The organism is Oscillospiraceae bacterium (genome assembly GCA_035380125.1).
Lineage (GTDB): Bacteria > Bacillota > Clostridia > Oscillospirales > JAKOTC01 > DAOPZJ01.
The window spans coordinates 93,571-119,645 of record DAOSWV010000005.1; the positions used below are offsets into that span (position 1 = coordinate 93,571).

Consider the following 26,075-nt stretch of genomic DNA (forward strand, 5'->3'; position numbering starts at 1 on the left):
TTTGCCATTTAATGGCATTTTCGCTTGAAGATGATTTAAATATTTTATCATCTTGTTTCGTGTTTTGTGGTTTTCTTTTTTACGATTTTCTTTGTCTGCATATCGTTTTTACGGCTTTTTAGGGTTTTAAGTCGGATTTTTTTCATTTCATTCTTAGCATCTCTCTTACTCGAGCAAGCCACGTTACACCCCTGGTTTGATTCCTGCTCGCAAAAAAACAGAGACACCGGTTTGGTGTCTCTGTTTTTTGGTGGAGGCGAGGGGAATCGAACCCCTGTCCGAAAATCACTCCGCGCAACTTTCTACGAGCGTAGTCGGTGTTTAAAAATTCCCGCTCATTAACACACGCCGACAGGCGTTAAATCACGGTAGCTTCATGAGTTTCTGCTCGGCCGCAAAGCTTAAGCCGTTTCAGATGGGCCGCTTAGACACGCCCCCGCCAGGACGCGGCACTCAAGGCGTGGGACGGCTGCTTTAGTTAAGCAGCAACTGCAACTAAATTAGTGTCAGTTAATTAAAAGTTTGCGCGTTTTTAAGAGGTCACGCTGCTCTGCCCGCTTATTACGTTTCACAACCCCCGTCGAAACCTTTACGCCCCCATGGCATACTGACTCAGGCTGCATCCATATTATACTCGATTTACAAATAATCGTCAATCGGTATTTCTATCCGCAATATTAACCGAAATGATTGAAAATAAACTTTTTAATGCTCTTGTTTATTTTCCTATGACTTGTTAATGGCGAATAATAATGATAAAATATTATTTACAACAGGATATTAAAACGACATGAATCAACAGGAGGTGCACAGCATCTGCAAAATCCAAATGCAGAGTCATTCAACATGAAGAAAAAACCGACAATACTGTTTATTACCACCGACGAACAACACCTTGAAACGATTTCGGCTTTCGGAGCGAAATCTCATACCACACCTAACATTGACGAGCTGATCGGCTGCAGCGATGTTTATCGGAACGCATACACCGCCTGTCCGCTCTGCCTGCCGTCCAGATGCAGCTGGATGACGGGGCTTTATCCGCACAATTCAAAATGTGCGGGGAATATTTACGGCGCATCCCTTCCCCGTTCGCTGCCGAATCTTTTTACCGAACTGAAAAAACAAGGATATCAAACCTCACTTCACGGTAAATGCCACTTTATTCCCGTGCCCTACGCGGCAACCAGAAACAATATGACACTGGAATACGAGCATTTTATCACTTATTATAAATCCCTCGGGATGGATACTTTGAATCTGCAGGATGATAAAAATAATTCTCTATGGTATTTTGACGACTATTCAAAAGAGTTAGAAAGCAAAAATTTGCTGAAAGAATACAGAGATACGGCGCATCTTCCGCCGGACAACAAAGCCGTTTTTGAATTCACCGGGCCTGATGACATGCACCCGGACGCCTGGGTCGGCGCAAAAGCGCTTCAGTATATCGAGGACTGCGACGGCACACAGCCCCAATTTATCTGGACTAGTTTTTCAGGGCCGCATTATCCGATCGATCCGCCCCAAACTTACATTGATAAGGTCAATGCTTCTCTTTGCGGCGATCGCATTTTTCGAGAGGATGAATGGGATGACAAGACCAAATATCACTGCAACGGGTTTTTCGGCCCGGGCAGTACGGAAGGCAGCGGAAAAGCACCCGATCATGCGCAAAAGAATTATACCGAGGAATACTGGCAAAAATGGCGCCGGTATTATTTCGCCAATGTTGTTTTAATTGACGAATGGATCGGTAAAATCATTGAAAGCGCCCGTGAAAAATTCAAGGAGGATCTCTATATTGTTTTCACCACCGACCACGGAGAAATGATGGGTAACCACAGTCTTTGGGGTAAAAACGGCAGCTTATATCAAGATGTGATTCATGTACCCCTCGTCGTCCATTCACCGAATCAGGAAAGCCGCTGCGATTTTGACGAGCGCGTCAGCTCTTTGGAATTATTCCCGACTATTCTGAATTGGGCGGGTGCCGAAATCCCTGAAAAATGTGACGGGAAAACACTGCGTCAGATGGTCAAAGACGGCGGAAGATCTTACATTTTGTCTTTATGCAGTGAAGAAGTTGCGCTTATTAAGGGCCATATGAAACTTGAATGGATGCGTTATCGCGAAGACAAAATGTACTATGAACTTTATGACATCGAAAACGATCCGCATGAATTTAATAATCTTTATAATCATAAGGACTATGCAAAAATTCAAGCGGAACTTGAAGCCATTCTATACGATTTAGAAAAATCAGAGGGGCTGATATCTACCTTATTTTATGATTTTACGGGTACGCCTTACTGGATGGCTGAACCGCAGAAATAATCCGCAAATAAAATTCGATTAAACAAAGATACCGAATAAGTGAAAACACTTTTCGGTATCTTTTATTTTCGGTTATTCTTTTTCCGGATAAATCGGGGCGGCCGGAGAACAGGACACGACTTCGTCTCCGCGCCACTGCAATATGAACTTTCTGCCGCTACCTTTCATGATTTCTTCCGTCTGATAGGTCGGCGGTTTGTATTTGACGGTGACCGGCTCTTTCCCTTTCGGAAAGATTAAATAGTCGCCGTCCCATGTTAATTTCCCGGACGATGAAACAACCGATTCTCTGGGTGCCCAGCACGGGATTCTGATGCGAAGGCCGCAATCGATTTTCGGCGTGACCGTAATTTCTCTGACGTCTCCGGTTTTGGTTTTTACATTCACAAACGGCGTATCGATATCGAAATTCAATTGTATCGTAACGATATCGCCATCTTTTTTTGCGATGTTTTTATACACATCGGCAAGCGAATGCAGGACGGCGGAATACACATCGGGCGTGACGCCGAAATCGTAAGGATAATCGTAAACGCCCCATGCTCCGTTGCGCTTCGGATTGTCGTGATCGATCACCTGTGCGGGCAACACCCGCGCTCGGATCAAGCGTTCCAAATCATCCAACATATCCGAATTGCCTTTTTCTTCGGAAAGCCACAAAGCAAGCTGCATCATATCGCTGCAGCTGCCGTGTTCCCCGAGCGGTTCGCCAAATTTATTGTTAAAACGCGGATAGCCCAGATCGTGCGGGGTATATCCCGAATAAGTCGCGTTGTTTTTCCAAAGCGTATGGCGATAGGTGGCTTCCACCGCTTTGATATATTCCGTTTTCCCTGTAAGACGCCCGTAACGCACCAACCCGCGAAGTGTGCCGAGATAAGAATGATTATGGCCGTTGTTTTTTACGGAGAACATTTCTTCCCTCGGCGAACCGTCTGCATTGACCATTGTCCGCAGATTCAGCTTTGCCAGACGTTCTGCCAGCCGCAGCGCCGATGCTTCACCGGTAATCTCGTAAAACCAGACAAAGCCCTCGAGCGCCCGTCCGGTACTGCCGGTGTTATTGAACCATGGGCTGTCAGAAGGCAATATATTGGGGTCGGAACCCAACGGAAGATTTGCTTTTTGAGCAATCCCGAGAATATCCAACCGTGTGTCGTCAGGCAAAAATTCCTCGACAGACTGTATCAGCTGAAGGGCTTTTTTCTTGGCCCAGTCGTTATTCCGAAATTGAACAAGCGCCGTCAAAGCCAAAATGGTTTCCCGGAAATTATGCCCGTTGAATTTTGTCTTCAACCAAGGCCTCCCCGGGGGATTTAACAGGATCCCGACGGGATTATCGGTCATCAACTGTATGTTTTTCAACATGGCGGTTTCCGCAAATTCCGGAATTTTAAAGCCGGATGCGTCTTCGAGCCGCAGCATGGCATCCCACCAGCGTCCGGTATCGTGCGCCGCTTCCCAACCGCCGAAAGGCATATATTCCTTTTCTGGATCCAGCCATGCCAAATGGCACTGACCGCAGAGTTCCATGGATTCTAAAATGGTGCGGTCTTTCATTTTCGCTTTCCCCTTTTCGCTATGTTCCTTATTATTATCCATATTTATCGGAGATGTGTCAATGATTGTTTGTTTGAATTATTTGACATTCTTCCTGCCCCGTGTTACAATCGTTTTGCAGTTACGGGGACGGCACCCATCATTAAAAACGGTTTTCTGCATGACAACTCAAATACCGCAAAGGGGGCGACACCCATCGAAAAAAACGTGTTTGTGGTCGATGAGCTTGGCAATCAATATGAAGCGACCTATCCCAAACGGGCAAAAGGTCTCGTCAAAAACGGCAGGGCACGCTTCATTTCGGAAAATACGATTTGCCTTGCGTGTCCGCCAAAGTTAAATTTGGAGGATAAACATATGACTGATCATATCAAAACACCGGATACAAACGTTGAAATTCCCAAAACCAATGTGAAACCCGACGAAAAACCGACCTTGCGTTATGTGCTGGAGCAGATTGAAAAAATCGCCGTGCAGACTGAATATTTGAATCAGGCCATCGCACAACTCGGTAATATTCTGGACGGTATCAGCGGCGAACCAGGCAGTCCCGGTGATCTTGCCGGACAGGAAAAAGCGAAGGCACTCGGAGACATCGTCCGCTGCCGGGAGACCACAAATCAGCAGTTACTCAGTTTCTATGCCATGTTGTACACGGATTTGAAACATCAGTCCGGATCGGTCAGCGATTCGGTTAAAACAATTTAATGCGTTAGTAAGAAACAAGCGGCGTGGACATTTCTGTCCACGCCGCTTGTTTCTTGTGTTTTTTAATTCAATAAATCGAACTTTTCAAAATTCAATCGAAACGTCAACCCATCGTAATATTCACCCCGAACAAACCGTAAATTTGGTTTCCTTTTGCATTCCTCGAAACCGAGTTTTTGCGCGAGCCCGATCATTCGGGTATTTCCCGACCAAGTCTGGGTATAGATTTCATTGACGCCCTGTTCGAGCAGATAACGGATAAACAAAATCAACGCCGCCTTTGCGTATCCTTTCCCGCGCGCTGACAATGCCGAGATATCAATTCCTACGGCGGTCATCTCTCCGTTTTTCGCGGCATTAAAATCCTCATTGATCCGGTAGGAATTAACCCACCCTATGTATTCGCCGGAACACTTCTCCGCGATCTGAAAGCCGCTGCGCATGGCATCATCCGACATATCCGCGAATTTTTTTACCCATTTTCGCATGGTCTCTACATACCTGCTCAGTTCGGCCTTTTTCTCTTCTTCGGTTTTGTTTTCATATTCCCACGGACCGTCCCAGAGCTGCCATTCGGTTTCGCCGGTCTCCCAGAAAACCCGTTTTTCAATATCCGATTCGATAAAATCCCGTAAAATGATTTTGTCGCCGACAAATTCAATCATATTCTTGTCTCCGTTAAAATAAAGTCAACTGATTGCTCTCGGGGAGATCGCCGAAAACGCCGTAATCGCGCATGGAATTGATGACGGCAGAGGAGACGCCGCTTTCGGCTGCAAACTCCTCAATTGTGGCAAAACCCTTATCCCGTGCGGCAGCGATATTCGGTGCGGCGTTATCCCCGACACCGGAGATAGAGGAGAACGGCAGACGGATTTTTCCGTCTTCGATCAGGAATTTTCGGGCATCGGATTTATAGAGGTTGGCCGGCAGGAACTCGAAACCGCGCGCAAACATCTCGACCATGATCTGCATGATTTCGGAACTGTCCTGCTCTTTTTGTGTGGCGGACTTTCCCTTGTTTTCGATTTCCGCGATTTTATTTTTGGTATAGATAAGCCCGTTCACGGCACAGTCGTAATCGACGTCAGTGCTGCGCACCGAGAAATAGACCGAATAAAATTCCAGCGGTTTATAGACTTTGAACCAACCGAGTTTAATTGCGGAAGTGACATAAGCAGCCGCATGGGCTTTCGGGAACATATATTTGATCTTAAAGCAGGAGTCGATGTACCAGTCGGGTACGTCGTGTGCCACCATATCATCCACCAATTCTTTTGAAAGTTCCTTTTTCGCCTTGCCTTTTCGAACGATCTCGGTAATTTTAAAGGCCTTTTTGGGTTCTATACCTTTTTTGATCAGATACAGCATAATATTATCGCGCGTTCCGATGACCTCGGAGATAGTACAGGTTTTATTCTTGATCAAATCCTGTGCGTTGCCGAGCCAGACGTTGGTTCCGTGCGAAAGCCCTGAGATCTGAAGCAAATCGGAAAATTTCTTCGGTTGCGTCTCAACCAACATCTGGCGCACAAATGAAGTGCCCATTTCGGGGATTGCAAACGTGCCGATGGGGTTATTGATCTGTGCAGGCGTGACGCCAAGCGGTTCGGTCGATACAAACAGCTGCATAACCTTTTCATCCGACATCGGGACATCCTTGAATTTAACACCGGTCAGCTCCTGAAGATATTTAAAAATCGTTGGGATGTCGTGACCCAGTTCATCGAGTTTTAAAATCGTATCGTGCAGCGAATGGAAGTCGAAGTGCGTCGTGACGATATCACTGTCTTTTTTCTCGGCGGGATGCTGCACCGGGGTAAACTGATAGACACTCAGACCTTTCGGAATAACGACCATGCCGCCGGGGTGCTGGCCGGTTGTTCGTTTGACACCCGTACAGCCCGCCGCAAGGCGCTCCATTTCGGCTTTTGGCAGAGTGATGCCCTTTTCTTCACAGTACTTTAAAACGTAGCCATAGGCCGTTTTCTCGGCCACGGTGGAGATTGTGCCCGCCTTGAAGACGTTTTCGGCCCCGAACAGCTGCTCGGTGTATTTATGGGCCTCACTCTGAAATTCACCCGAAAAATTCAAGTCGATATCGGGGGCCTTATCACCCGCAAAGCCCAAGAAAGTCTCGAACGGGATATTGATACCATCCCGTTCCATGGGGGTATGACAATTGGGACAGTCTTTCGGCGGCAAGTCAAACCCCACGATCGCCTCATCATCGATAAATTCGCTGTATTTACAGGACTTACAGTAGTAATGTGCGGGCAGCGGGTTGACCTCGGAAATGCCGGTCATCGCAGCCAAAAAAGTAGATCCGACCGAACCTCTTGAACCGACCATATAGCCGTGTTCGTTGGAATAGGCAACGAGTTTTTGAGCGATCATGTACAAAACTGCGAAGCCATGCTTTATTACCGGTTCAAGTTCACGCTCAATACGATCCTCGACCACTTTCGGCAGCGGATCACCGTACTGCGCTTTTGCACTTTGATAGACGATATCAGTCAGCTGTTGCTCGGCACCCTCCATCTGAGGCGTATAGGTGCCCTTTGGAATGGGACGAACAATTTCGACCATATCGGCAATTTTATTGGTGTTTTCGATGACGACCTCACGGGCTTCCTGATCGGACAAATATGAAAACTCCGACAGCATTTCGTTTGTCGTCCGGAAATACAACGGGGCCTGGAATTCTGCGTCTTTCATCTTTTTCCCGGTCATGATGATCTCGCGGAAAATACCGTCCTCCGGCTTCATGAAATGCACGTCACAGGTGGCGACGACCGGTTTATTGAGCTTTTTGCCGATATAGATGATCTTTTTATTGAATTCGATCAACTGCTGATTGGATCTGACGTGTTTATTGCGGTCATCGTCGCTGCGGATCATGAATTCATTATTGCAAAGAGGTTGTATTTCGAGATAATCATAATAGGAGGCGATGGCATACAGAATCGAGTTTTCTCTTCCTTCCGCCACAGCTCTGTAAAGTTCTCCAGCTTCACATGCGCTGCCGATAATCAGCCCTTCCCTGTGTTCGGTCAATACGCTTTTCGGAATTCTCGGGACATAGTGGTAATACTCGAGGTTTGAAAGCGAAACCAGCTCATAGAGGTTACGCAGACCGACTTCGTTTTTGACAAGGATGATGCAATGAAATGCATGGAGCTTGTTCAGCGATCCGCCTACCAGTTCTCCCTCCATATCGGTAAGGCATTTGCAGCCGTTTTGTATAAAACGATCGAGCATTTTATTGAAGATCATCGCTGTGACGCGTGCATCGTCAGAGGCACGGTGATGATTGAACTTGTCCAAACCGAGGTGAGAAACCACGGTTTCAAGACGATGGTTTTGTAATTCCGGCAATACAAGACGTGCCATTTTCATGGTGTCGATATGTGCGTTTTCGAATTTTTTCCCGGTTCGTCTCGCTGCGGCGGAGATAAAACCCGTATCGAATTCGGAATTGTGCGCAATCAAGGTGCAATCGCCGATAAAGTTGAGAAACTTTTCAATCGCTTCGGCTTCCAGCGGTGCGTCGGCGACCATCATATCATTGATACCGGTGATCTCGACGATTTTTGGCGGGATGGGCTTTTGCGGATTGACAAAAGTGTTAAACTCCTCCAGCACAACACCCTTTTTGATTTTCACCGCACCGATTTCGGTAATGCGTTCATTTTGACTGGAAAGACCGGTCGTTTCGATATCGAACACAACGAACTCATCCTCAAAAGACGCGTCGGTTTTTCCGGTCACGACGCCGCTTTTATCGTTGACAATATAGGCCTCCATGCCGTATATCACCTTGAAATCGGCATCGGGGTTGGATTTTTTAATGCTCTCATATTCGTTCATGGCCTCGGGGAACGCCTGCACCACACCGTGATCAGTGATGGCAACCGCCCGATGTCCCCACTCATACGCTTGTTTGACAAGTGTTGCTGCAGGTGTAATTGCATCGAGTGTAGACATTGAAGTATGTAAATGCAGCTCGACACGCTTTTTCTCAGCGCTGTCCATGACCTTTTTCTTTTCGGAAAGACAGATGCTGCTTGGTACCAGAATATCCTGCTGTGCAAAGTCGTCGAATTCCACGTTGCCGCTGACCTTGAGCGTCTGACCCTCTTTGATCAAGTCCTCCAGTTCAAGTCTGGAGTTTCGCAGAAACAACTTGCAGCCGATTGATGAACCTCCGTCAGTGATATAAAAATTAAAAATGACCGTGGAGCCGTCTTTGATCGGTTTTTTATCGATCAGGAAAACGTCACCTTCAATGACCACGTTTTCTTTCAAACGTTTTTGATAAATCTCGGAGATCGGTATGGCGGGCTCTGAGATGCGTTTGCCTAGAAAGACGGTTTTTTTACGGCTCGGTTCCTCGACCGCCTGTTCTTCCGGACGTTTTAACACATTGATCGGCACTGCGGAGGGTGGCGGCGGTTCCTGCGGCTTGACGATTATCGGCGGTAATTCCGGCGCCTTGATTGCATCGGCATATTCGCCCGAGTTGCGGTCGATCTCTACCGTACCCGAAAATTCCACTTCAATATTGACGCCAAAACTCTTATGTACGGCAGATGTTAATACTTTGATGAAGTCCGATTTTTCCAACAATTCTTTCCCGCCGTATTTCAATTCGATCATCAGTTTTTTATCTTCATAACTGTATTTGGATTCATCCAAAAATCCGTTAACGACGGCCATTTTATCCCGCAGAATTTCACATAATGCGCTCAGATATTCAGTAGTCAATAACTCGGCAGGATAGATGGGGTAGATTTTAACGAACTTTAATTTATAAAGGCCGCACAGCTCGTCCTGTGCGTGTTCGATCGCTTTCGGCTCAATTAATTCGAAATACAGGGCCTCCAGCCGTATGAACTTTTCTTTTTTATCGATCTCGAGTCCTCTGATTTCACCCAGAGCGACCAACGGATCCGAAATCGCGCCAAAGAACAATTCAGACAGCGTTGCAGCCATTATTAAGTCCAACCTTTCGCGATTTTTGAGCTGTTTGGTTCTTTTGCATTGCGTCAAAGGAACAAACTTCAGATTTGAAAAATCTATTTTTCAAACTTTATTTCCTCCAGATATTTGATGATTTCGTTGTAAATTTCGTCATGACTTCCCTTTTTGACGATCTCTCCGTTTTGAAACAGAATTGCGTAGTCGTTGCCGAACGCCATCCCGATATCGGCGCTTTTCGCTTCTCCGGGGCCGTTGACTTCGCAGCCCATCACCGCAACCTTGACCGGATGATAAATATCCGCACAGTAATTTTGCAGCTTTTCGGCGAATTCAACCACCGGGCCTCTGGTTCTACCGCAGGTGGGACAAGAAATAACGGTCGGTCTGTTTGACATCCCCAAAGAAGCCAGCAGATTTTGTCCGACAATCACCTCGCATTCAAGTGTTCCGGTGATGGAGATGCGTATGGTGTCTCCGATGCCGTCCAACAGTAAAGAACCGATGGCCGCCGCCGACTTTAATGCAGACATTTCTTCGGTCCCCGCCTCAGTTACGCCCAAATGCAACGGATAAGGACAGCTTTGCGATAAAATCCGATTGGCTTCTACCGTCGTTTTGGCATCCGAGGACTTGACCGAAATCACGATGTTGTCGAAATTATAACGCTCCAGCAGTTTGGCGTTATACAGCGCGCTCTGTGCGAGCGCCTGCGGGGTCGGTCCGCCGTATTTACTCAGCATATCTTTGCCGAGTGAACCTGAATTGACACCGATGCGGATCGGGATGTTTTTGGCCCGGCAGCAATCCGCAACCGCCTTGACACGCTCGTCCGAACCGATGTTGCCGGGATTGATGCGGATTTTATCAGCGCCGGCAACAACCGATTCGATGGCCAATTTATAATCGAAATGGATGTCGGCGACCAGCGGCAGAGCGCAGGCCTCCTTTACGGCGGCAAGCGTCTTGATTGCTTCCATGTTCGGCACCGCGATGCGAATGATGTCACAGCCGACTTCCGCAAGACGCTTGACCTGTGCAATATTCCCCTCGATATCATCATAACGGGCATTCAGCATCGATTGAACTGCGATTTTCTCATTTCCGCCGATGGCAATGTTTCCGATTTTAATTGTTTTGCAAATCCTGCGCATTGTTTTGACTATCCTTTCGCAGATTCCGTGATGAAACTTTAAATCCTCATGTTTCCGTATAAAATAAATGCATTTCGTGTAATTAATGACTTGATGTCGTTGAATGTGACCAAAATAATCAATAAAATCAAAAGCATAAATCCGATAAAATGTATCATGCTCTCGTATTTTTTCGGAACGGGTTTTCTGCGGATCATTTCGATAATAATAAAAATCAGACGACCTCCGTCGAGCGCGGGCAGCGGGAGCAGATTGAAGACGCCCAAGTTGACCGTGATAAATGCCGCCAGATAAATCAATGAATCAAGACCTTGTGAGGCCGCTTCGCCGATGACCTCCACCGTTCCAACCGGTCCGCTGACTTCGGAGGCGCTGTACTTGCCCCTCGCGATATCATAGATGGATTGGTAGACCACCTTGACAAGAGAAATCGTCCCGTAAAAACTGTGCCTGACGACATTTTCAAAATTCTTAGATTCGACTGTGAAATAAAAATCACGGACACTGACAGTGGTTTTTCCCACAACCTCGGTTTCAAACCGCACGTTTTCAAGCGTAATTTTCTCGCCGTTCCGGCGTACCGTTACGGTGGCATTTCCCGTCTGATTGCGCATGATGGCATAGACCGCATCGGAATAAATGGAGATGTGGGTACCGTCGATATTCAGCAGCTCGTCACCCGCTCGCAATCCCGACGTCACACTGACGGCGTTATCAAAAAACTGATCAACGGTACGGGACGGAAGCGCTTTTTCCCCGAGAACCAGAATGCTGGTCAAAATCAAACCGAGAATCAGGTTCATTACCGCGCCTGCGATAATGACGATGAAGCGTTTCCAGGCCTTTTTATTGCAAAAAGCATCGGGATCGGTGCTGTCTTCATCTTCGCCTTCCATCGCAACCATACCGCCGATCGGAAAGGCCCGCAGGGAAAAGAGATTGTGCTTCCCCTGTATCTTCAGGATTTTCGGCCCCATGCCGATGGCGAATTCCTGTACTTTAATTTTGAAAAGGCGCGCCGCGATATAATGCCCGAGCTCATGAATGACAATGAGCAGGTCAAGCACCAGTAGTGCGATGATGATTTGCCAAACGATATTCAAGATTTATCCTCCCGTATGCCCTACCCCTGCACGGACGAATTCTTTTGCCGCAATGTCCGCGTCGAAAATCTCTTCCAGTGTATGAATCGGCGTGGGTTTTATTCGCTCCACTGCCTCGCTTACCAGTTCGGTGATCTGCAAAAAACCGATTTTACCCGTTAAAAACATAGCTACCGCTTCTTCGTTTGCACCGTTTGCGACCGCTGCCGCTGTTCCGCCCAGGTCAAGCGCTTTTTTGCAGACAAGCGGTGCGGGAAAGGTTTTATAATCCGGTTGTGCAAATGAAAGGGTTCCGATCTTGGACAGATCGAGCGCTTCCCCGTCAAAGTCACACCGTTCCGGATAAGTCAGCGCATATTGGATCGGCAGGCGCATATCCGGAAGACCCAACTGCGCGATGACGGAATGATCTTCAAACATCACCGCCGAATGGACAATGCTGTTTCGGTGGATAACGATTTCAATCTGTTCCGTTTTCACACCGAACAGCCAATATGCCTCAATAACTTCAAGCCCCTTGTTCATCATGGTAGCGCAGTCGATGGTAATCTTTTTCCCCATGCTCCAGGTTGGATGTTTCAGGGCCTGTCCGGCTGTGATATGGGCCAATTCCTCCCTGTTCTTTTCGAAAAAAGGGCCGCCCGAAGCCGTCAGAATGATTTTTTTTAATCGGTTTTTGCTGCCGTTGATGCATTGGAAAATGGCACTGTGCTCGCTGTCGACCGGAATCAATTCGCATCCGGTTTCGTTTATTTTTTGCATTACTAACGCTCCGCCGGTGACCAAACTCTCTTTATTGGCCAGCGCAAGACGGCGGCCTTTGGCGATTGCAGCCATTGTCGGACGCAGACCCGCGATGCCCACAACGGCGTTCAATACGGTATCACCGTATTCCCGGGCAACTTCACAGACAGCCTCTTCTCCGCCGAAAACTTTGACATCGGTATCGGCAATACGCACCTTTAAATCGGCGGCTGCTTTTTCGCTGTTCATAGCAAAAACCTGCGGGTGAAATTCCCTTGCCTGCCGTTCCGCCAATTCAACATTTTTATCAGCCGCGAGTGCTGTAATATCGTATCCTTTTTTCTTGGCAACATCCAGTGCTTGTGTGCCGATGCTGCCGGTGCTGCCGAGAATGGTCAGTTTCAAATCCGTTTTTCCTTTCAGCCGAAGAAGTTCACAAATTTGGATGCAAGCAGAAAGAGAATCGATGTCATTAAAACCCCGTCGAATCGATCCATAACTCCCCCGTGCCCAACCACGATTGTGCCGAAATCTTTGACGTTATGCTCGCGTTTTAACACCGAAGCGGTCAGATCTCCCATCAGACCGAATATCGCCGCAAACGGTGCAATAAAGGCAAATACCACCCAATTAAGCGGCTGTTCGGGGACAGCCAATCTTGAGAGAAAAGCCAAGCCGATAAAGGCGATTTCCGAAAATACAACCGAGCCGATAAATCCTTCAATCGTTTTCTTCGGGCTTATCGTCGGACAAAGTTTATGCTTTCCCATTGTAATGCCGAACAACCAGCCGCCCACATCACCGGCCCATGCACCCAACACGATAACTGCCGCAAGCACCGCGCCTGCTTGAAGATTATCTTGTTTTTGCAGCTGGGTGAGTGCTGAAAATCCGGTCGTAATATAGACGGTAAACAGACCGGCCATCGCCACCACTGAGAATTTTGCACGATCGCTGCTCCGATAGATGACTGCTAAAAACATCAAAATCACCATGTATCCGATGGCGGCATCGGAAATATGCGCGCTGTTTTGTGTAAAAATCAAAGCTGAAACCACAGTGGGATAGGCAAAACACGCCAACGACAGCAGTTTCAGTCGCAGCAGTTTCATGACTTTTAAGGATTCGTAAACCGCGATCATCGCAAGCAGATACATGACAGCGCCCAATACCCAACCCGCAAAAGTCGTGGCGAAAAACGCCGCCCCGATGATCAAGATTAAAATGATGGATGTGATAAACCGCTGCTTCATTGTTCCCTGTTCCCTTGTTTTATTTGATTCCGCCGAATCTCCGATCCCGTTTCTCGTATTCTTCGATCGCCGCATCGAGGTCTTTTTCGGTGAAATCAGGCCAATATTTTTTATTGACGACAATCTCCGCATAAGCGATCTGCCAAAGCAGAAAATTCGAAATGCGCATATCCCCGCCGGTGCGAATCAACAGATCAACCGGAGGCTGACCCGCCGTATAAAGATGCCGGTCAAATTCTTGCTCATCAATGTCTTTGGGGAGCAGTTTGCCGTTTTTTACTTCGTCCGCAAGCAGCCGAGCTGCATTGATGATCTCAGCTTTGCCGCCGTAGTTCATTGCGAGGTTTAAACGCATGCCGTTTTTACCTTGATTCAAATCCTCGACGCCGACCATCAACTTTTGCAGTTTATCACTGAATGGTGTTCGGTCTCCGAGAAAATTGACGATGATATTGTCTTTTGCGAAATCACTGATCGCTTCTTTGAGATAGGACTCGAACAATTTCATCAAAGCATCGACTTCTTGTTTTTGCCGAGACCAATTTTCTGTTGAAAAAACATAAAGCGTAAGGTGCTTAATTCCGATTTTATCGGCATAACGGGCGATTTTTCGAAAATTCTGGCTGCCTGCGGTATGACCGGCACTGCGCGGCAAAGCACGGTCGGTAGCCCATCTGCCGTTTCCGTCCATGATAATTGCAATATGCGCCGGGGGTTTTTCGAAAGCCGTTATATTTTTCATAACTCCGTCATGCCATAAACAAGTCCCCCTCGTTTCGGAGGGGGGAATGTTATTAAAGCTCCATGAGCTCTCTCTCTTTTTTTGCAATGATATCGTCGATTTCTTTGCAGTATTTATCAGTGAGATCCTGCACTTCTTTTTCGCAGTCGTCAAAGTCGTCCTCGGTAATCTCGGAGGCTTTTTTCTGCGCTTTCAGTTTTTCCATCGCATCACGGCGTATATTTCGCACGGCGACTTTGCTCTCTTCCGCGTTCTTTGAGATCTGTTTGGTAAGGTCACGTCGGCGGTCTTCTGTGAGCGGCGGGAAGACGATTCGGATGACTCTTCCGTCATTATTGGGATTGATGCCGATATCGGAAGTTTGGATGGCTTTTTCGACATGTTTCAGCAGCGAGGCATCCCATGGTTGGATGACAAGAATTCTTGCTTCGGCAACCGAGATCGCAGCCACTTGATTGATAGCGGTGGGAACGCCGTAATAATCCACAGTGATATGATCGAGTACCGCCGGATTAGCGCGACCGGCCCGAATGGTTGCCAGTTCGCTTTCAAGTGCCGAAATGGACTTTTTCATTTTTTCTTCGGCATGTTTAATGTTTTCGTTCATGTCTCACACTGCCTTTCGTATTGTTTTGTTTGACCGGTTTGTTCAATCGCAAGTAACTTGTGTGCCCACATTTTCGCCGATAACGGCTTTATAAATGTTATCGGGATCACCGATGTCGAAAACGACAACCGGGATTTTATTTTCTTTGCACATGGCCGCAGCGGTTGCGTCCATAAAATGAAGCTCCTGCCCCAGTACCTCGGACATCGAAATGATATCATACTTTTTGGCGTTGGGATTTGTTTTGGGATCACTGTCATAAACACCGTCGATATTGGTTGCCTTCAAAATAACTTCTGCGCCGATCTCTGCGGCACGCAGCGAGGCCGCCGTATCCGTTGAAAAGAAGGGATTTCCGGTTCCGCATCCAAAGACGACAACACGATTTTTTTCAAGATGCCTGACTGCACGGTTGCGGATATAGGGTTCGGCAACCGCCTTAATTTCAAGTGCGGTCTGCACCCGAACCTCGACACCAAGCTGTTCCAAAGCGTCGGCCATCGCCAAAGAGTTCATGACCGTGGCCATCATACCGATATGATCAGCGCGCGTGCGTTCCATACGTTCGCTGCTTCTGCCGCGCCAAAAGTTTCCCCCGCCGACCACAATTCCGATCTGTACCCCGAGTTCATGGCATTTTCTTACGCTCGTGCAGACTCTTTCCAACGTGTCGCGGTCGATTCCGCCTGTCCGGCTGCCTGCAAGCGCTTCGCCGCTGATCTTAATAATGATTCTTCTGTATTTGGGTAACTGCAATCGAACACCCCCTTCTTCTTTCAAAAAATATTTTACACGATTTCCCGCTTCTTGTAAATACCAAATTGACTGAAACGATTTTATTTTGAAAGCCGCATGGTATCTCTTGCAATGACCAATTCCTCGTTGGTCGGGATGACATATACGCGGGTTTTGCTGCCTTTTACGGAAATTTCGTCTTCTACACCAAACATGGTCTTTTCGTTTTTCTCAGAATCAAGTTCGATACCCAAATAATCCAATCCGTCGCAGACACCCGCACGGAACGAATCGACATTCTCGCCGATTCCTCCGGTGAAGACCACCGCATCCATGCCGCCCATGCTCGCCGCCATCGCGGCCAGCAATTTTTTGACGCTGAGCATCTGAACTTCCCTGGCTTGTTTGGTGCGCATGTTGCCTTTTTCGGTTGCGGCACGATTGTCCCTATCATCGCTTGAGACGCCGCCGAGTCCGAGTATTCCCGATTTTTTATTCAGAATATAATCAATTTCATTAGGTGTAAGATTTTCTTTACGCTGCAAAAAGGTTACGATGGAAGGATCGATCGAACCGCTTCTCGTGCCCATCATCACGCCCTCGAGCGGCGTCAAACCCATAGTGGTGTCGACCGATTTTCCGCCGGATACCGCCGTGATCGACGAGCCGTTGCCGAGATGGCAGGTGACGATTTTTAAATCCTTGATATCTTTTTTCATCAGTTCGGCGCAGCGTTCGGAGACGAACTGGTGAGAGGTGCCGTGAAAACCGTAGCGGCGGATTTTATATTTTTCGTAATATTCATAGGGAATCGGATATAGGTATGCCTGCGGCGGCATAGTCTGGTGGAATGCGGTATCGAAAACCACGACCTGCGGCAGCTTGTCCCCGAAGACTTTCAGACAGCCGCGAATGCCCTGTACCGCGCCGGGATTGTGAAGCGGCGCGAGTTCGGACAGCGCTTCGATATCTGCGATAACCGTCTCATCGACCCGTACGGAATGGCTGTATTTTTCGCCGCCGTGTACGACCCGGTGACCGACGGCTGAAATTTCGGAAACGTCGCTGATAACCCTGCACTCGCCCTGCGAAAGAGATTTAACGAGAATTTCGAACGCATCCGTATGCGTCGGCATTGAGATCTGCGCCTCATAAACCTTTCCGTCGGCATTTTTCTGTTTATACGTCCCGTCGATTCCGACGCGGTCGCAGATACCCTTTGCCAATACCGACTCGTTTGTCATGTCGATGAGCTGAAACTTCATCGACGAGCTTCCGGCGTTGATCACTAAAATCTTCATCCGATTGTCCTCCGCTGGTGTTGTACTGATTTTTTCAAATATGCTATAATCATAAAAAGATGCTCTTTCGAGCGCCTGTTTTATGATACTACAAAACCGCTTTGGTTTCAAGTGAAAATTTCTCAATAAGGAGTTCGTATGATCTGCGGTGTCACAACTGAATATAACCCGCTTCACAACGGACATATCCATCAGCTGAACGAACTGCGCCGAAACGGCGCCGAAACGATTGTCGCCGTGATGAGCGGTAATTTTGTGCAACGCGGCGAGCCGGCGATCTGTGATAAATGGACTCGCGCCCGTGCCGCTGTCGAGTGCGGCGTTGATCTTGTCGTCGAACTCCCCAGTGCCTGGGTTGTCGCCAGCGCACAGCGGTTTGCCGAGGCGGCAGTCGGAATGATGGCCAAACTCGGCGTTGATACGATCGGTTTCGGCTGTGAGTGCGGTGACGGTAAATTGCTCAAATCCGCCGCCGAATATCTTTCAAAAGAAGAATTTCATTTTAAAATAAAAAAGTATATCGCCAAAGGGATGAATTATCCCTCCGCCGTTTCAAAAGCCGCAGAACTTTACAGTGATATTCTCTCGGGTGCGAATAACGCGCTCGCAATCGAATATATACGCGCAGCGGAAAAACGAATTGAAAACTGCAATTTTATCGCCGTGAAACGAATCGGTACGGGACATGACGAGCATGAAACCGAAGACAAATTTGCGTCGGCATCAAAAATCAGAAAAATGATTGTATCCGGTGAAAATTATTCGCATTTTATTCCTGAAACAATGGCCTCTTCTCTTGAAAAAGCACTTTCAGAAGGGCTTGCACCGGCTTCTTTAGTCCGGATTGAACGCGGTATTATCGCCAAGCTGCGCACGATGTCACCTGAGGAACTGAGAGCCGTCCCAGACGTATCCGAAGGACTTGAAAATCGAATTTTATCGGCAGCAAAATCGGTTTCGGATTTGGAATCACTTTATGGTGCTGTAAAGTCAAAAAGATTTACACATGCGCGAATCCGCCGTATTATTTTAAATGCCTATTTGGATACGACCGCTTCTCTTCAAAATGCACCGGTACCCTATATCCGTCCGCTGGCTTTTAACAAACGCGGAAGTGAGCTGATCAAGGCAGCCGCAGATCAAGGGCTTCCGATCTATACAAAGAGTTCAAAATTTGCAGCGGATCCAAGGTGTTCTGCGGCGTTTGAGCATGAAGCAAAAACCGGTTCCGTCTATGCGCTCTGTTTACCCGACCCTTTAAAAATCGTTGACGAATATCGTGCAACACCGGCGGCGGTTTTGTGATTTTGTTACTTGTAACAAACTTCTATTTGCGTTATAATATTGACATATTAACACGGAGGGATATTTATGGCTGTTACTTATCAAATCGAAAACTATAAAACCTACGGCAAGGTCGTTGCGATCACCAACGGAACCGTTGATATCAAGGTCACCGCAGATGTCGGCCCAAGAGTCATTTATCTCGCGCTGGCCGACGGCCAAAACGTCATGTTCAACGACGATTCACGCGAGGTCACAAAAGGAAAAGGCGATCCGATTTTTGAATCCGCCTTCGGGAAGGACAAGTACTGGCAGATTTACGGCGGTCATCGCATTTGGGCTTCTCCTGAAGAATATCCGTATTCCTATGTTCCCGGTGATGAACCGGTCAAATGGACCGCAGAAGGAAATAAATTCACTTTTGAACCGAATATGTTCCCGACCCTCGGTTTGAAATTCACGCTGGAACTTGTCATTGACAATAAAAAACCGCTTGTCACTGTCAATAATATTATAGAAAACCATAGCGGTGGCATCCGTCGCATCGCGGTTTGGGCGCTCTCCGTGCTTGCGTCGAACGGTCTTGAAATCGTCCCGCTGCCGAAAGAAAAACCGGAACTTCTCTCCAGCGGCACACTGGAACTCTGGCCCTATACCAATATGGCGGACGGACGCGTTCACTGGGGCAAGGAATACATCACCCTGCGCAGTGTTGAAGGCACTCCCGACGGCGCGTTTAAATTCGGCATCACTAACACGGCCGGAAGAGCGGCTTACATTAACAACGGCACCGCTTTTATCAAAAAATTCACTCACAACAAACACGGCAATTATCCGGACCACGGGATGTCTTTCGAGACCTATACCAATGATAAATTCATTGAGATGGAAACCCTCGGGGAACTGAGCGAAATGCTGCCCGGCGAAACCAGTGTTCATACCGAACAATGGGTATTGAAAAAAGTCGCTAAAGCACCGAATCCGAAGAACGAAGCGGCGGTTGCAAAACTGGCTGAAAGGTTATTTAAATGAAAAATTTTGATCTTGTTATCATCGGCGGAGGCCCTGCGGGGATTTCGGCAGCTTTATATGCAAAGCGCGCCGGTGTCTCGGTAGGCGTCATTCACAGCGGCAAAGGATCGCTTTGGAAAGCCGAAAAGATTGACAATTACTACGGGTTCCCCGGCTCAATCAACGGGACAAAACTCTATCAGGACGGTATCGAACAAGCACGCACCCTCGGTATTGAAGTGGTTGAGGACGAAGTTGTCGGCATCGGGTACATGGGCACCTATCAAGTCAAAGGAAAGACCAATGAATATGAATCGAGAGCGCTTCTGATTGCGACCGGTTCAAAGAGAACTGTTCCGAAAATCGAAAACTTCACCGATTTTGAAGGAAAAGGCGTCAGTTACTGCGCAGTCTGCGACGGATTTTTCTATCGGGGTAAAAGCGTAGCGGTACTCGGCAGCGGCGATTATGCCCGCGCAGAAGCTGAAGAACTCAAAAATATTGCAACCAGTGTGACGATTTTGACAAACGGTGAACAACCTTCTGCAGACTTTTCCGAATTCACCGTCGTCATCGATAAAATTACCTCAATTAAAGGTGATGAACGTCTCGGAGAAGTCGTATTTGAAAACGGAAACACCCTGCCCCTCTCCGGCTTGTTTGTCGCCATCGGCGTAGCCGGTGCGACCGATTTTGCCAAAAAACTCGGTGCGGTCACCAAAGGCGCATACATTGTAACCGACGAAAGCGGAAGGACCAATTTGCCCGGATTGTTTGCTGCAGGAGACTGTACCGGTGGTTTGCTGCAAGTATCGATTGCGGTTTCAAAAGGCGCTTCCGCCGGACTTGCTTCAGTCGAATTTTTAAGGAAGAAATAATATCTCAATATAAAACAAAACGGCGGTCGGATTTTCCGGCCGCCATTTTGTTAAATTCTGATTTAGATATACTTTTTAACGTTCTCGGGAAGATCTTGAACATCCGCAGAAACCGTGAAAATCAACTTTACATTATGCGGTATGGCAAGTTTTGCGACTTTTTCAAAAAACTCATTCATCGCGTTATAGTCTCTGGGACACATTTTGAAAAGTCCGTCTACATAAATATCGGTGATGTCATAATTACCGGCCGTCAAGCCTGCAAGAAATCCGTAAAGTTCGCCGAATCCTTCGATTCCGTATTCATCGATATCGATCAGTTTCACCTGGAGCGAGAGGTCATAACGAAGCTTCATGCCTTTCTCGATGCACACGACGTTTCCTTTGCTCTCTTTCGCGGCACTGTTCACGCCCTCGATTAGAAGTTTGGTTTTGCCCGAACCCTTTTTTCCGACGATCAGTTTCAACATTGACGCTACCTCCTGAATTTATTTTGTGGGTTTGCCTAACAGCTTAAACATATTTTTCTTATAAAATTCTACGCCCGGTTGATCGAACGGATTGACTCCGAGCAGATAACCTGATATTGCACAGGCTTTTTCGAAGAAATAGACCATATAACCGAAATTATATGCATCGATTCGATCACATTCGAGCAACACGCAGGGTACGCCGCCGTCATTATGGGCGGAAAGCGTTCCCTCCATGGCCATATTGTTGACGAATGAAACCCCCTTTCCCTCTAAATAATTCAAGCCATCGGCGTCGCCTTCACTATATCCGATGATATACTCGGATTTCGGCTGCTTGAACCAAACGACTGTTTCGAAGAGATTTCTGCGGCCCTGTTGGATATATTGTCCCAAAGAGTGCAGGTCTGTGGAAAAAGTCGCGCTGGCGGGGAAAATACCTTTGTTATCCTTGCCTTCGCTCTCGCCGTACAGCTGTTTAAACCACTCACCCATCATCGTAAAGTCGGGTTCAAAGCCGACCAAAATTTCGGTGGAAAATCCCTTGCGATAAAGAATGTTGCGAATTGCAGAATATTTGAGGCATGCATTCGTCTCAATATCGGAATCGCAAAGCTCTTTTTTTGCGTTTAAAGCACCGCGCATGACCGCGTCGATATCAATCCCGGCGACCGCCATCGGGAGCAAACCCGGCGCTGTCAGAACCGAATATCGACCGCCGATATCGTCGGCGATGACAAAGGTCTCGTAACCCTCTTTATCGGCAAGCGCCTTTAGAGTGCCGCGTGATTTGTCTGTGGTGACAAAAATACGTTCTTTTGCGTTTGCTCCGTATTTTTTCTTCATTAGATCGGAAAAAGCACGGAATGCGATGGCAGGTTCGGTCGTCGTACCGGATTTTGAAACGACGTTCACACAGACTTCGCGGTCTTGACAATAATTTAAAAGTTGATTTAAATAGTCGGAACTGATGTTGCAGCCGGCAAAAAAGATCTGCGGCATGTCCTGTGTGAACAGGTTATATTGGCTGCCGCGAAGAAGCTCAATGGCAGCCCTCGCACCGAGATAGGATCCGCCGATGCCGATGACAATCAGGACGCCGGACATTGCGCGAATGCGTTTTGCCGCCGCCTTGATGCGTTCGAATTCTGCTTTATCGTAATTCTCGGGCAGATCCAGCCAACCGAGAAAATCGTTGCCGGGACCATTTTTGGACATCAGAAGATTCTGCGCGGTTTCAATTTGTGCAGCGATATCGGTATATTCCTTTGTATTAATATATCTTGATAAAAACCGTTCATCCAGTTTTATTGACATCTAAAAACCACCCTCGTCAGTTTTCTATATGATACCACAATACTGTGAGGATTACAAGTATGAAACGTGTTTTTATGAACCCATTGAAGTGTAATTTTTCAGGAGCATCACAAACGCTTTCCAGAATGTTAAACGGTCTACCGATTGCTTTGCCACGAGCGGATATTCCCCCACCTGTTCACCGCTTTGTGTGGTAATTACAACTCTTCCCACGGCTTCTCCCTGTGCAATCGGTGCCGTTAACTGCTCGGGAATTTCAGTTATATAAATCAAATTTTTATCACTTCCCTTTTTGAGAAGGATATTCGGGATTTCACCGGCGTATATCTCAACCTTCGATAAGGTGCCTCGTTTGACAGACAAAATAATCTCCTCAGACGGTGCTTCGGGGGTCAATATGACATAATTGGCATATCCGAAATCAAGCAGTGTCCTGGCTGCCGAAAATCGTTCGTCACTGGTGGTTGAACCGAATACCGATGCTACCAACTTCAGACCGTCTCGCTCTGCGGTCGCCGTCAGACAGCTGCCCGCTTTATCGGTTGTTCCTGTCTTAAGTCCTGTGATGCCCTTATAAAACCGCACCAGTTTATTGGTGTTGACTAACTCTGTCGCTCCATCGCGAAGCGTATCCATCCATATGGTTGAATAATTGATTATCAACGTGTGTTGAATCAATTCGGACGCCGCAATCGCCGTATCCCGCGCGGAAGTATAATGATCGTCCTCATCGAGACCGCTGGCGTTCATATAATTGGTGTTCGTCATGCCTAGTTCCGATGCGCGCTCGTTCATCATGCGCACAAATGCATCTTCGGAACCCGCAAGAAATTCCGCCAGTGCCACCGTTGCGTCATTTGCGCTGCCCACTGCCACTGCCTTTAAAAGATCGTTCACCGACATCACTTCGCCGACTTCCAACCAAATTTGTGAGCCGCCCATGCTTGAGGCGTGTTCACTGCAGGCAACTTGATCCTCGAGTTGTATTTCACCGCGTTCAAGCGCTTCCATAATCAACAGCATCGACATGATCTTGGTTACTGAAGCCGGTGCTATCCGCTCATCAGCATTCTTTTCGAAGATAACTGTCCCGGTAGTCTGTTCAATTAAAATCGCATACGGCGTTTTCACCGCGTCCGCATCGAGTACTGCGTCGGGTCTTGCTGCCGTAATAATGACATCATCGGGAATCTCATTTTCCGGCATCGCATCCGCGCCGACCCAGAACGCTGCGTATGCAGTCAACAATAACGAAAACAATACGGCAATCAAAATCTTTATGATTTTCATATTAAATCACCTCTTTGAATCTTATGCCGCTATTGCTGTAAAAAGCCCAAAGTGATATAATTTATGACCGGGAGGGAAAAGGATGAACATTCTCGTAACAGGAGGAAGCGGTGGTTTGGGCGCGGCAGTATGTAAAGCGCTGGCTGATCGCGGTGATACCGTATTTGTCTGTGATCTGACACCCCCGAAATCTCAGAGTGATCAACTGGTCTATATCTATACGGATCTGACGGATTCTGCAAGTATTGGACACTGTAAAGCGGAAGTCGAAAAGCATATCAGTTGCCTCGATGCCGTCATCAATCTCGCCGGGGTGTTTAAGATGGATTCCATAATCGAGGGTGGTGAAACCGATTTTCGAAATATCTTCGAAATTAATTTTTGGGGTTCATACCGTATCTTTAAAACATTTTTCCCGATTCTGTCTCCAAAGGGGAAATTCATTATCATGAGCAGCGAGTTGGCAGCGCTTTCTCCGCCTCCGTTTACCGGATATTACAGTATTCCGAAACACGCTGTGGACGTTTATGCCGATGTTTTACGGAAAGAATGCAATTATCTCGGACTAAAAATAATAAAAATTCAAGCGGGTTCGTTTAAAACCAATATGCTCAAAAATGCCGCTTCTGATTATGATAGGTTACTGAGCCAAACCATGTACTTTCAACGTCCTTTGATGATATTTAAAAAGTTGATGACGGATGAACTCCAAAAAACCAACGATCCGAAGCAATTTGCAAAACTACTCGTAAAAATCCTTGACACTAAGCATCCGAAAGCAATATATCATATTAAAAACAGCCTAAAGCTTAAACTGCTTAACATACTCCCTGCCGATTTACAAGACCGTATTTACCTCAGCGTAACAAAATAACGGAGGCTAAAAATGAAATTCAGCGAAGAAACATTACATTTTTTGATGATTAATAAGATTGAAAACAGCCGTAACTGGTTTTCTGACCATAAAGAGGATTATAAACGCCTTGTGGTGCAGCCGCTTGCGGATTTTGTTATCGAACTTGCGCCCACAATGCTCGAGATTGATCCGATGTTCGACTGCGAACCCAAAATCAATCGCACCATCTCTCGTATCTATCGGGACACACGTTTTTCCAGGGACAAGACAATTTTCCGCGACGTGGCATGGTGCCTTTTCATCCGTGACAAAAAGCTCTTTCGGGGACTTCCGGGGTTCTTTTTCGAGCTTTCACCCCGTGGGTTTCGATACGGCTGCGGTTTTTACTGTGCCGACACCGCAACGATGAACAATATCAGACAATTTGCACTGAACAATGATCCCGTTTTTCATAAAGCCAAAACCGCTTATAACAAGCAGAAGATTTTCACGCTTGCTGGAGATCTTTATAAAAGGACACATTATCCTCATCAATCAGAAGAAATGCGCAAATGGCTGGACTTAAAAGACATCTGCTTCATCTGCGACAGCACGGATTTTGAATTACTTTACAGCGACAAACTTTCAAACAAAATCGCCGAAGATTTAAAACTGCTTGCGCCGGAATACCGGTTGATGTTGAACGCGGCAATTGCCGGAAGCAACGGTTAATCATCACTTCTCTCAACTGCGTTTCATTCAGAACGAAAACCAATGATTCAACAAGCAAGCGCCGCACCTGTTCGGGTGCGGCGTTGTTTTAATTGTATAATTTTAATGAATATCGACTACGGGAATATCCATCGTACATCCGGAATTCATGGAGTCGTCTGCTCGGAAAACAGCCAGATGGCCATAAACCGAATCGGTGATGCTGGTGCAGGATATGGAGGGCTTTCCGCCCTGTATGTATTCAATAAAATCTGCGACAAGACGCTGGTCACCTCCGCCGTGACCGCCGGTGACGCCGGAAGTGTCGCCGTCTATGTTCAGATCAACGATTTCTTCCGAATATTCGCATCCGGGTCTGGTGTCAATTTTCCGTACGACAAAACGAGCTTCGTCGGCGATTCCCCAGATTTCCCCTTTTGTGCCGATCAGGTGAAGGGAACGCTGCGGTTTTGACGAGCCGCCGATCATGTTGTGAGATGCCGTAGCGCCGTTTTGAAAACGGATGATGATCGTCTGGTGATCCACCGTCTCGTTGTCGCAGCGGTAGACGCACTTTCCGTAATCGCTGTCATTTTTCAATGTTGCCTCTTTATCGGAAAGCGTGGGATTATCAAGGTGTTCAAGATTGTCCCAAACATAAAATGACCAGCGGTCGGGATGGTCGAGATAATGCTTGCGCGCGGAATAAAGGCATTCTTTTTCCACTTCCGGCGGGCAGTCGACAAGGCAGCGGGTGCCTGCTCCGGCAGGGGCTTTTTCGGGTTTGAACTGGAAGTTGGAACCGAAGCTTGATACCGCCACAGGAATGCTGCCGCTCATCATCCACATAATTAAATCCAAGTCATGACAGCACTTAGCCAACAGCATAGAATTGTGTCCCGCTTGAGCGCTGTTGCGCCACTTTCCACGGACAAAACCCACGGCCATGTGGTGGTAGGAAACGTGCTCCGTTGTCTCGATGGCGATGAGCTCACCGATATCTCCGGCGGCAACACGCTTTTGGGCACCATCACCCTCCAATACGATCGGTTTCG

Annotated in this window: 22 protein-coding genes and 1 other RNA gene; 7 read left to right on the top strand and 16 right to left on the bottom strand. The window is 47.4% G+C overall.

The genetic code is table 11. The features are described from left to right. Positions 1–248: 248 nt before the first annotated feature. Positions 249–599: a transfer-messenger RNA gene (ssrA, locus tag PK629_02920) on the bottom strand. A 247-nt stretch (positions 600–846) separates the two neighbouring features. Between ssrA and PK629_02925 the strand changes: the two genes are divergently transcribed. After that, a complete protein-coding gene (locus PK629_02925) occupies positions 847–2,337 on the top strand; it encodes a sulfatase-like hydrolase/transferase (protein HOP10422.1) in 1,491 nt (496 codons plus the stop codon). Positions 2,338–2,409: 72 nt separating this feature from the next. On the opposite strand, the gene PK629_02930 is transcribed toward PK629_02925, so the two are convergent. After that, positions 2,410–3,897, bottom strand: coding sequence for a hypothetical protein (locus tag PK629_02930; protein HOP10423.1), 1,488 nt, complete (start codon positions 3,895–3,897; stop codon positions 2,410–2,412). A gap of 69 nt (positions 3,898–3,966) precedes the next feature. Here PK629_02930 and PK629_02935 point away from each other — a divergent pair, with 69 nt between their 5' ends. After that, complete coding sequence (locus PK629_02935) at positions 3,967–4,605, top strand: hypothetical protein (protein HOP10424.1); 639 nt, start codon at positions 3,967–3,969, stop codon at positions 4,603–4,605. Positions 4,606–4,667: 62 nt separating this feature from the next. On the opposite strand, the gene PK629_02940 is transcribed toward PK629_02935, so the two are convergent. The 10 genes from PK629_02940 to PK629_02985 all read right to left on the bottom strand — a co-directional run bounded on the left by PK629_02940 (position 4,668) and on the right by PK629_02985 (position 17,224). After that, entirely contained in the window at positions 4,668–5,270 is a 603-nt protein-coding gene (locus PK629_02940; protein ID HOP10425.1) for a GNAT family protein, read from the bottom strand. A gap of 13 nt (positions 5,271–5,283) precedes the next feature. Then, entirely contained in the window at positions 5,284–9,600 is a 4,317-nt protein-coding gene (locus PK629_02945; protein ID HOP10426.1) for a PolC-type DNA polymerase III, read from the bottom strand. An 83-nt stretch (positions 9,601–9,683) separates the two neighbouring features. Beyond that, on the bottom strand, positions 9,684–10,739 hold the full coding sequence (ispG, locus tag PK629_02950; GenBank protein HOP10427.1) for a flavodoxin-dependent (E)-4-hydroxy-3-methylbut-2-enyl-diphosphate synthase: 1,056 nt from the start codon (positions 10,737–10,739) through the stop codon (positions 9,684–9,686). 38 nt (positions 10,740–10,777) lie between these two features. Further along, complete coding sequence (gene rseP, locus PK629_02955) at positions 10,778–11,842, bottom strand: RIP metalloprotease RseP (protein HOP10428.1); 1,065 nt, start codon at positions 11,840–11,842, stop codon at positions 10,778–10,780. A 3-nt stretch (positions 11,843–11,845) separates the two neighbouring features. Next, positions 11,846–12,991: a 1-deoxy-D-xylulose-5-phosphate reductoisomerase gene (locus tag PK629_02960; protein ID HOP10429.1), complete on the bottom strand. Its 1,146-nt coding sequence runs from the start codon at positions 12,989–12,991 to the stop codon at positions 11,846–11,848. Between the two features lie 14 nt (positions 12,992–13,005). Then, positions 13,006–13,839, bottom strand: a complete 834-nt coding sequence (locus tag PK629_02965) for a phosphatidate cytidylyltransferase (GenBank protein ID HOP10430.1) — start codon at positions 13,837–13,839, stop codon at positions 13,006–13,008. Positions 13,840–13,858: 19 nt separating this feature from the next. Further along, the gene (gene uppS, locus PK629_02970; GenBank protein HOP10431.1) at positions 13,859–14,581 is read right to left on the bottom strand and encodes a polyprenyl diphosphate synthase; all 723 of its coding nucleotides are present in this window, start codon (positions 14,579–14,581) and stop codon (positions 13,859–13,861) included. A gap of 52 nt (positions 14,582–14,633) precedes the next feature. Beyond that, positions 14,634–15,188 carry a ribosome recycling factor gene (frr, locus tag PK629_02975; GenBank protein ID HOP10432.1) on the bottom strand — a complete coding sequence of 185 codons (555 nt, stop codon included), beginning with the start codon at positions 15,186–15,188 and terminating at the stop codon, positions 14,634–14,636. A gap of 42 nt (positions 15,189–15,230) precedes the next feature. Then, positions 15,231–15,944 (bottom strand): UMP kinase, encoded by a 714-nt coding sequence (gene pyrH, locus PK629_02980; GenBank protein ID HOP10433.1) that lies wholly within the window; start codon positions 15,942–15,944, stop codon positions 15,231–15,233. An 80-nt stretch (positions 15,945–16,024) separates the two neighbouring features. Then, positions 16,025–17,224 (bottom strand): acetate kinase, encoded by a 1,200-nt coding sequence (locus PK629_02985; protein HOP10434.1) that lies wholly within the window; start codon positions 17,222–17,224, stop codon positions 16,025–16,027. Between the two features lie 138 nt (positions 17,225–17,362). Here PK629_02985 and PK629_02990 point away from each other — a divergent pair, with 138 nt between their 5' ends. From PK629_02990 to PK629_03000, 3 genes are all read left to right on the top strand, one after another. Beyond that, entirely contained in the window at positions 17,363–18,529 is a 1,167-nt protein-coding gene (locus PK629_02990; protein HOP10435.1) for a nucleotidyltransferase family protein, read from the top strand. Positions 18,530–18,595: 66 nt separating this feature from the next. Beyond that, a complete protein-coding gene (locus PK629_02995) occupies positions 18,596–19,540 on the top strand; it encodes a hypothetical protein (protein HOP10436.1) in 945 nt (314 codons plus the stop codon). After that, on the top strand, positions 19,537–20,397 hold the full coding sequence (locus tag PK629_03000; protein ID HOP10437.1) for an NAD(P)/FAD-dependent oxidoreductase: 861 nt from the start codon (positions 19,537–19,539) through the stop codon (positions 20,395–20,397). Before PK629_02995 ends, PK629_03000 begins: the two co-directional genes overlap by 4 nt. 62 nt (positions 20,398–20,459) lie before the next feature. Here PK629_03000 and PK629_03005 read toward each other — a convergent pair whose 3' ends face one another. From PK629_03005 to PK629_03015, 3 genes are all read right to left on the bottom strand, one after another. After that, positions 20,460–20,867 (bottom strand): hypothetical protein, encoded by a 408-nt coding sequence (locus tag PK629_03005; GenBank protein ID HOP10438.1) that lies wholly within the window; start codon positions 20,865–20,867, stop codon positions 20,460–20,462. Between the two features lie 18 nt (positions 20,868–20,885). Beyond that, a complete protein-coding gene (locus PK629_03010; protein ID HOP10439.1) occupies positions 20,886–22,184 on the bottom strand; it encodes a glucose-6-phosphate isomerase in 1,299 nt (432 codons plus the stop codon). Between the two features lie 72 nt (positions 22,185–22,256). Beyond that, entirely contained in the window at positions 22,257–23,474 is a 1,218-nt protein-coding gene (locus tag PK629_03015) for a D-alanyl-D-alanine carboxypeptidase family protein (protein HOP10440.1), read from the bottom strand. Between the two features lie 82 nt (positions 23,475–23,556). Between PK629_03015 and PK629_03020 the strand changes: the two genes are divergently transcribed. Both PK629_03020 and PK629_03025 read left to right on the top strand, forming a co-directional pair. Further along, positions 23,557–24,348 (top strand): SDR family NAD(P)-dependent oxidoreductase, encoded by a 792-nt coding sequence (locus PK629_03020; protein ID HOP10441.1) that lies wholly within the window; start codon positions 23,557–23,559, stop codon positions 24,346–24,348. Between the two features lie 12 nt (positions 24,349–24,360). Next, positions 24,361–25,041, top strand: coding sequence for a DUF2461 domain-containing protein (locus PK629_03025; protein ID HOP10442.1), 681 nt, complete (start codon positions 24,361–24,363; stop codon positions 25,039–25,041). A gap of 102 nt (positions 25,042–25,143) precedes the next feature. On the opposite strand, the gene PK629_03030 is transcribed toward PK629_03025, so the two are convergent. Continuing rightward, positions 25,144–26,075, bottom strand: a 932-nt coding sequence (locus PK629_03030; protein HOP10443.1) for a Gfo/Idh/MocA family oxidoreductase, incomplete at its 5' end; no start/stop codon positions are given.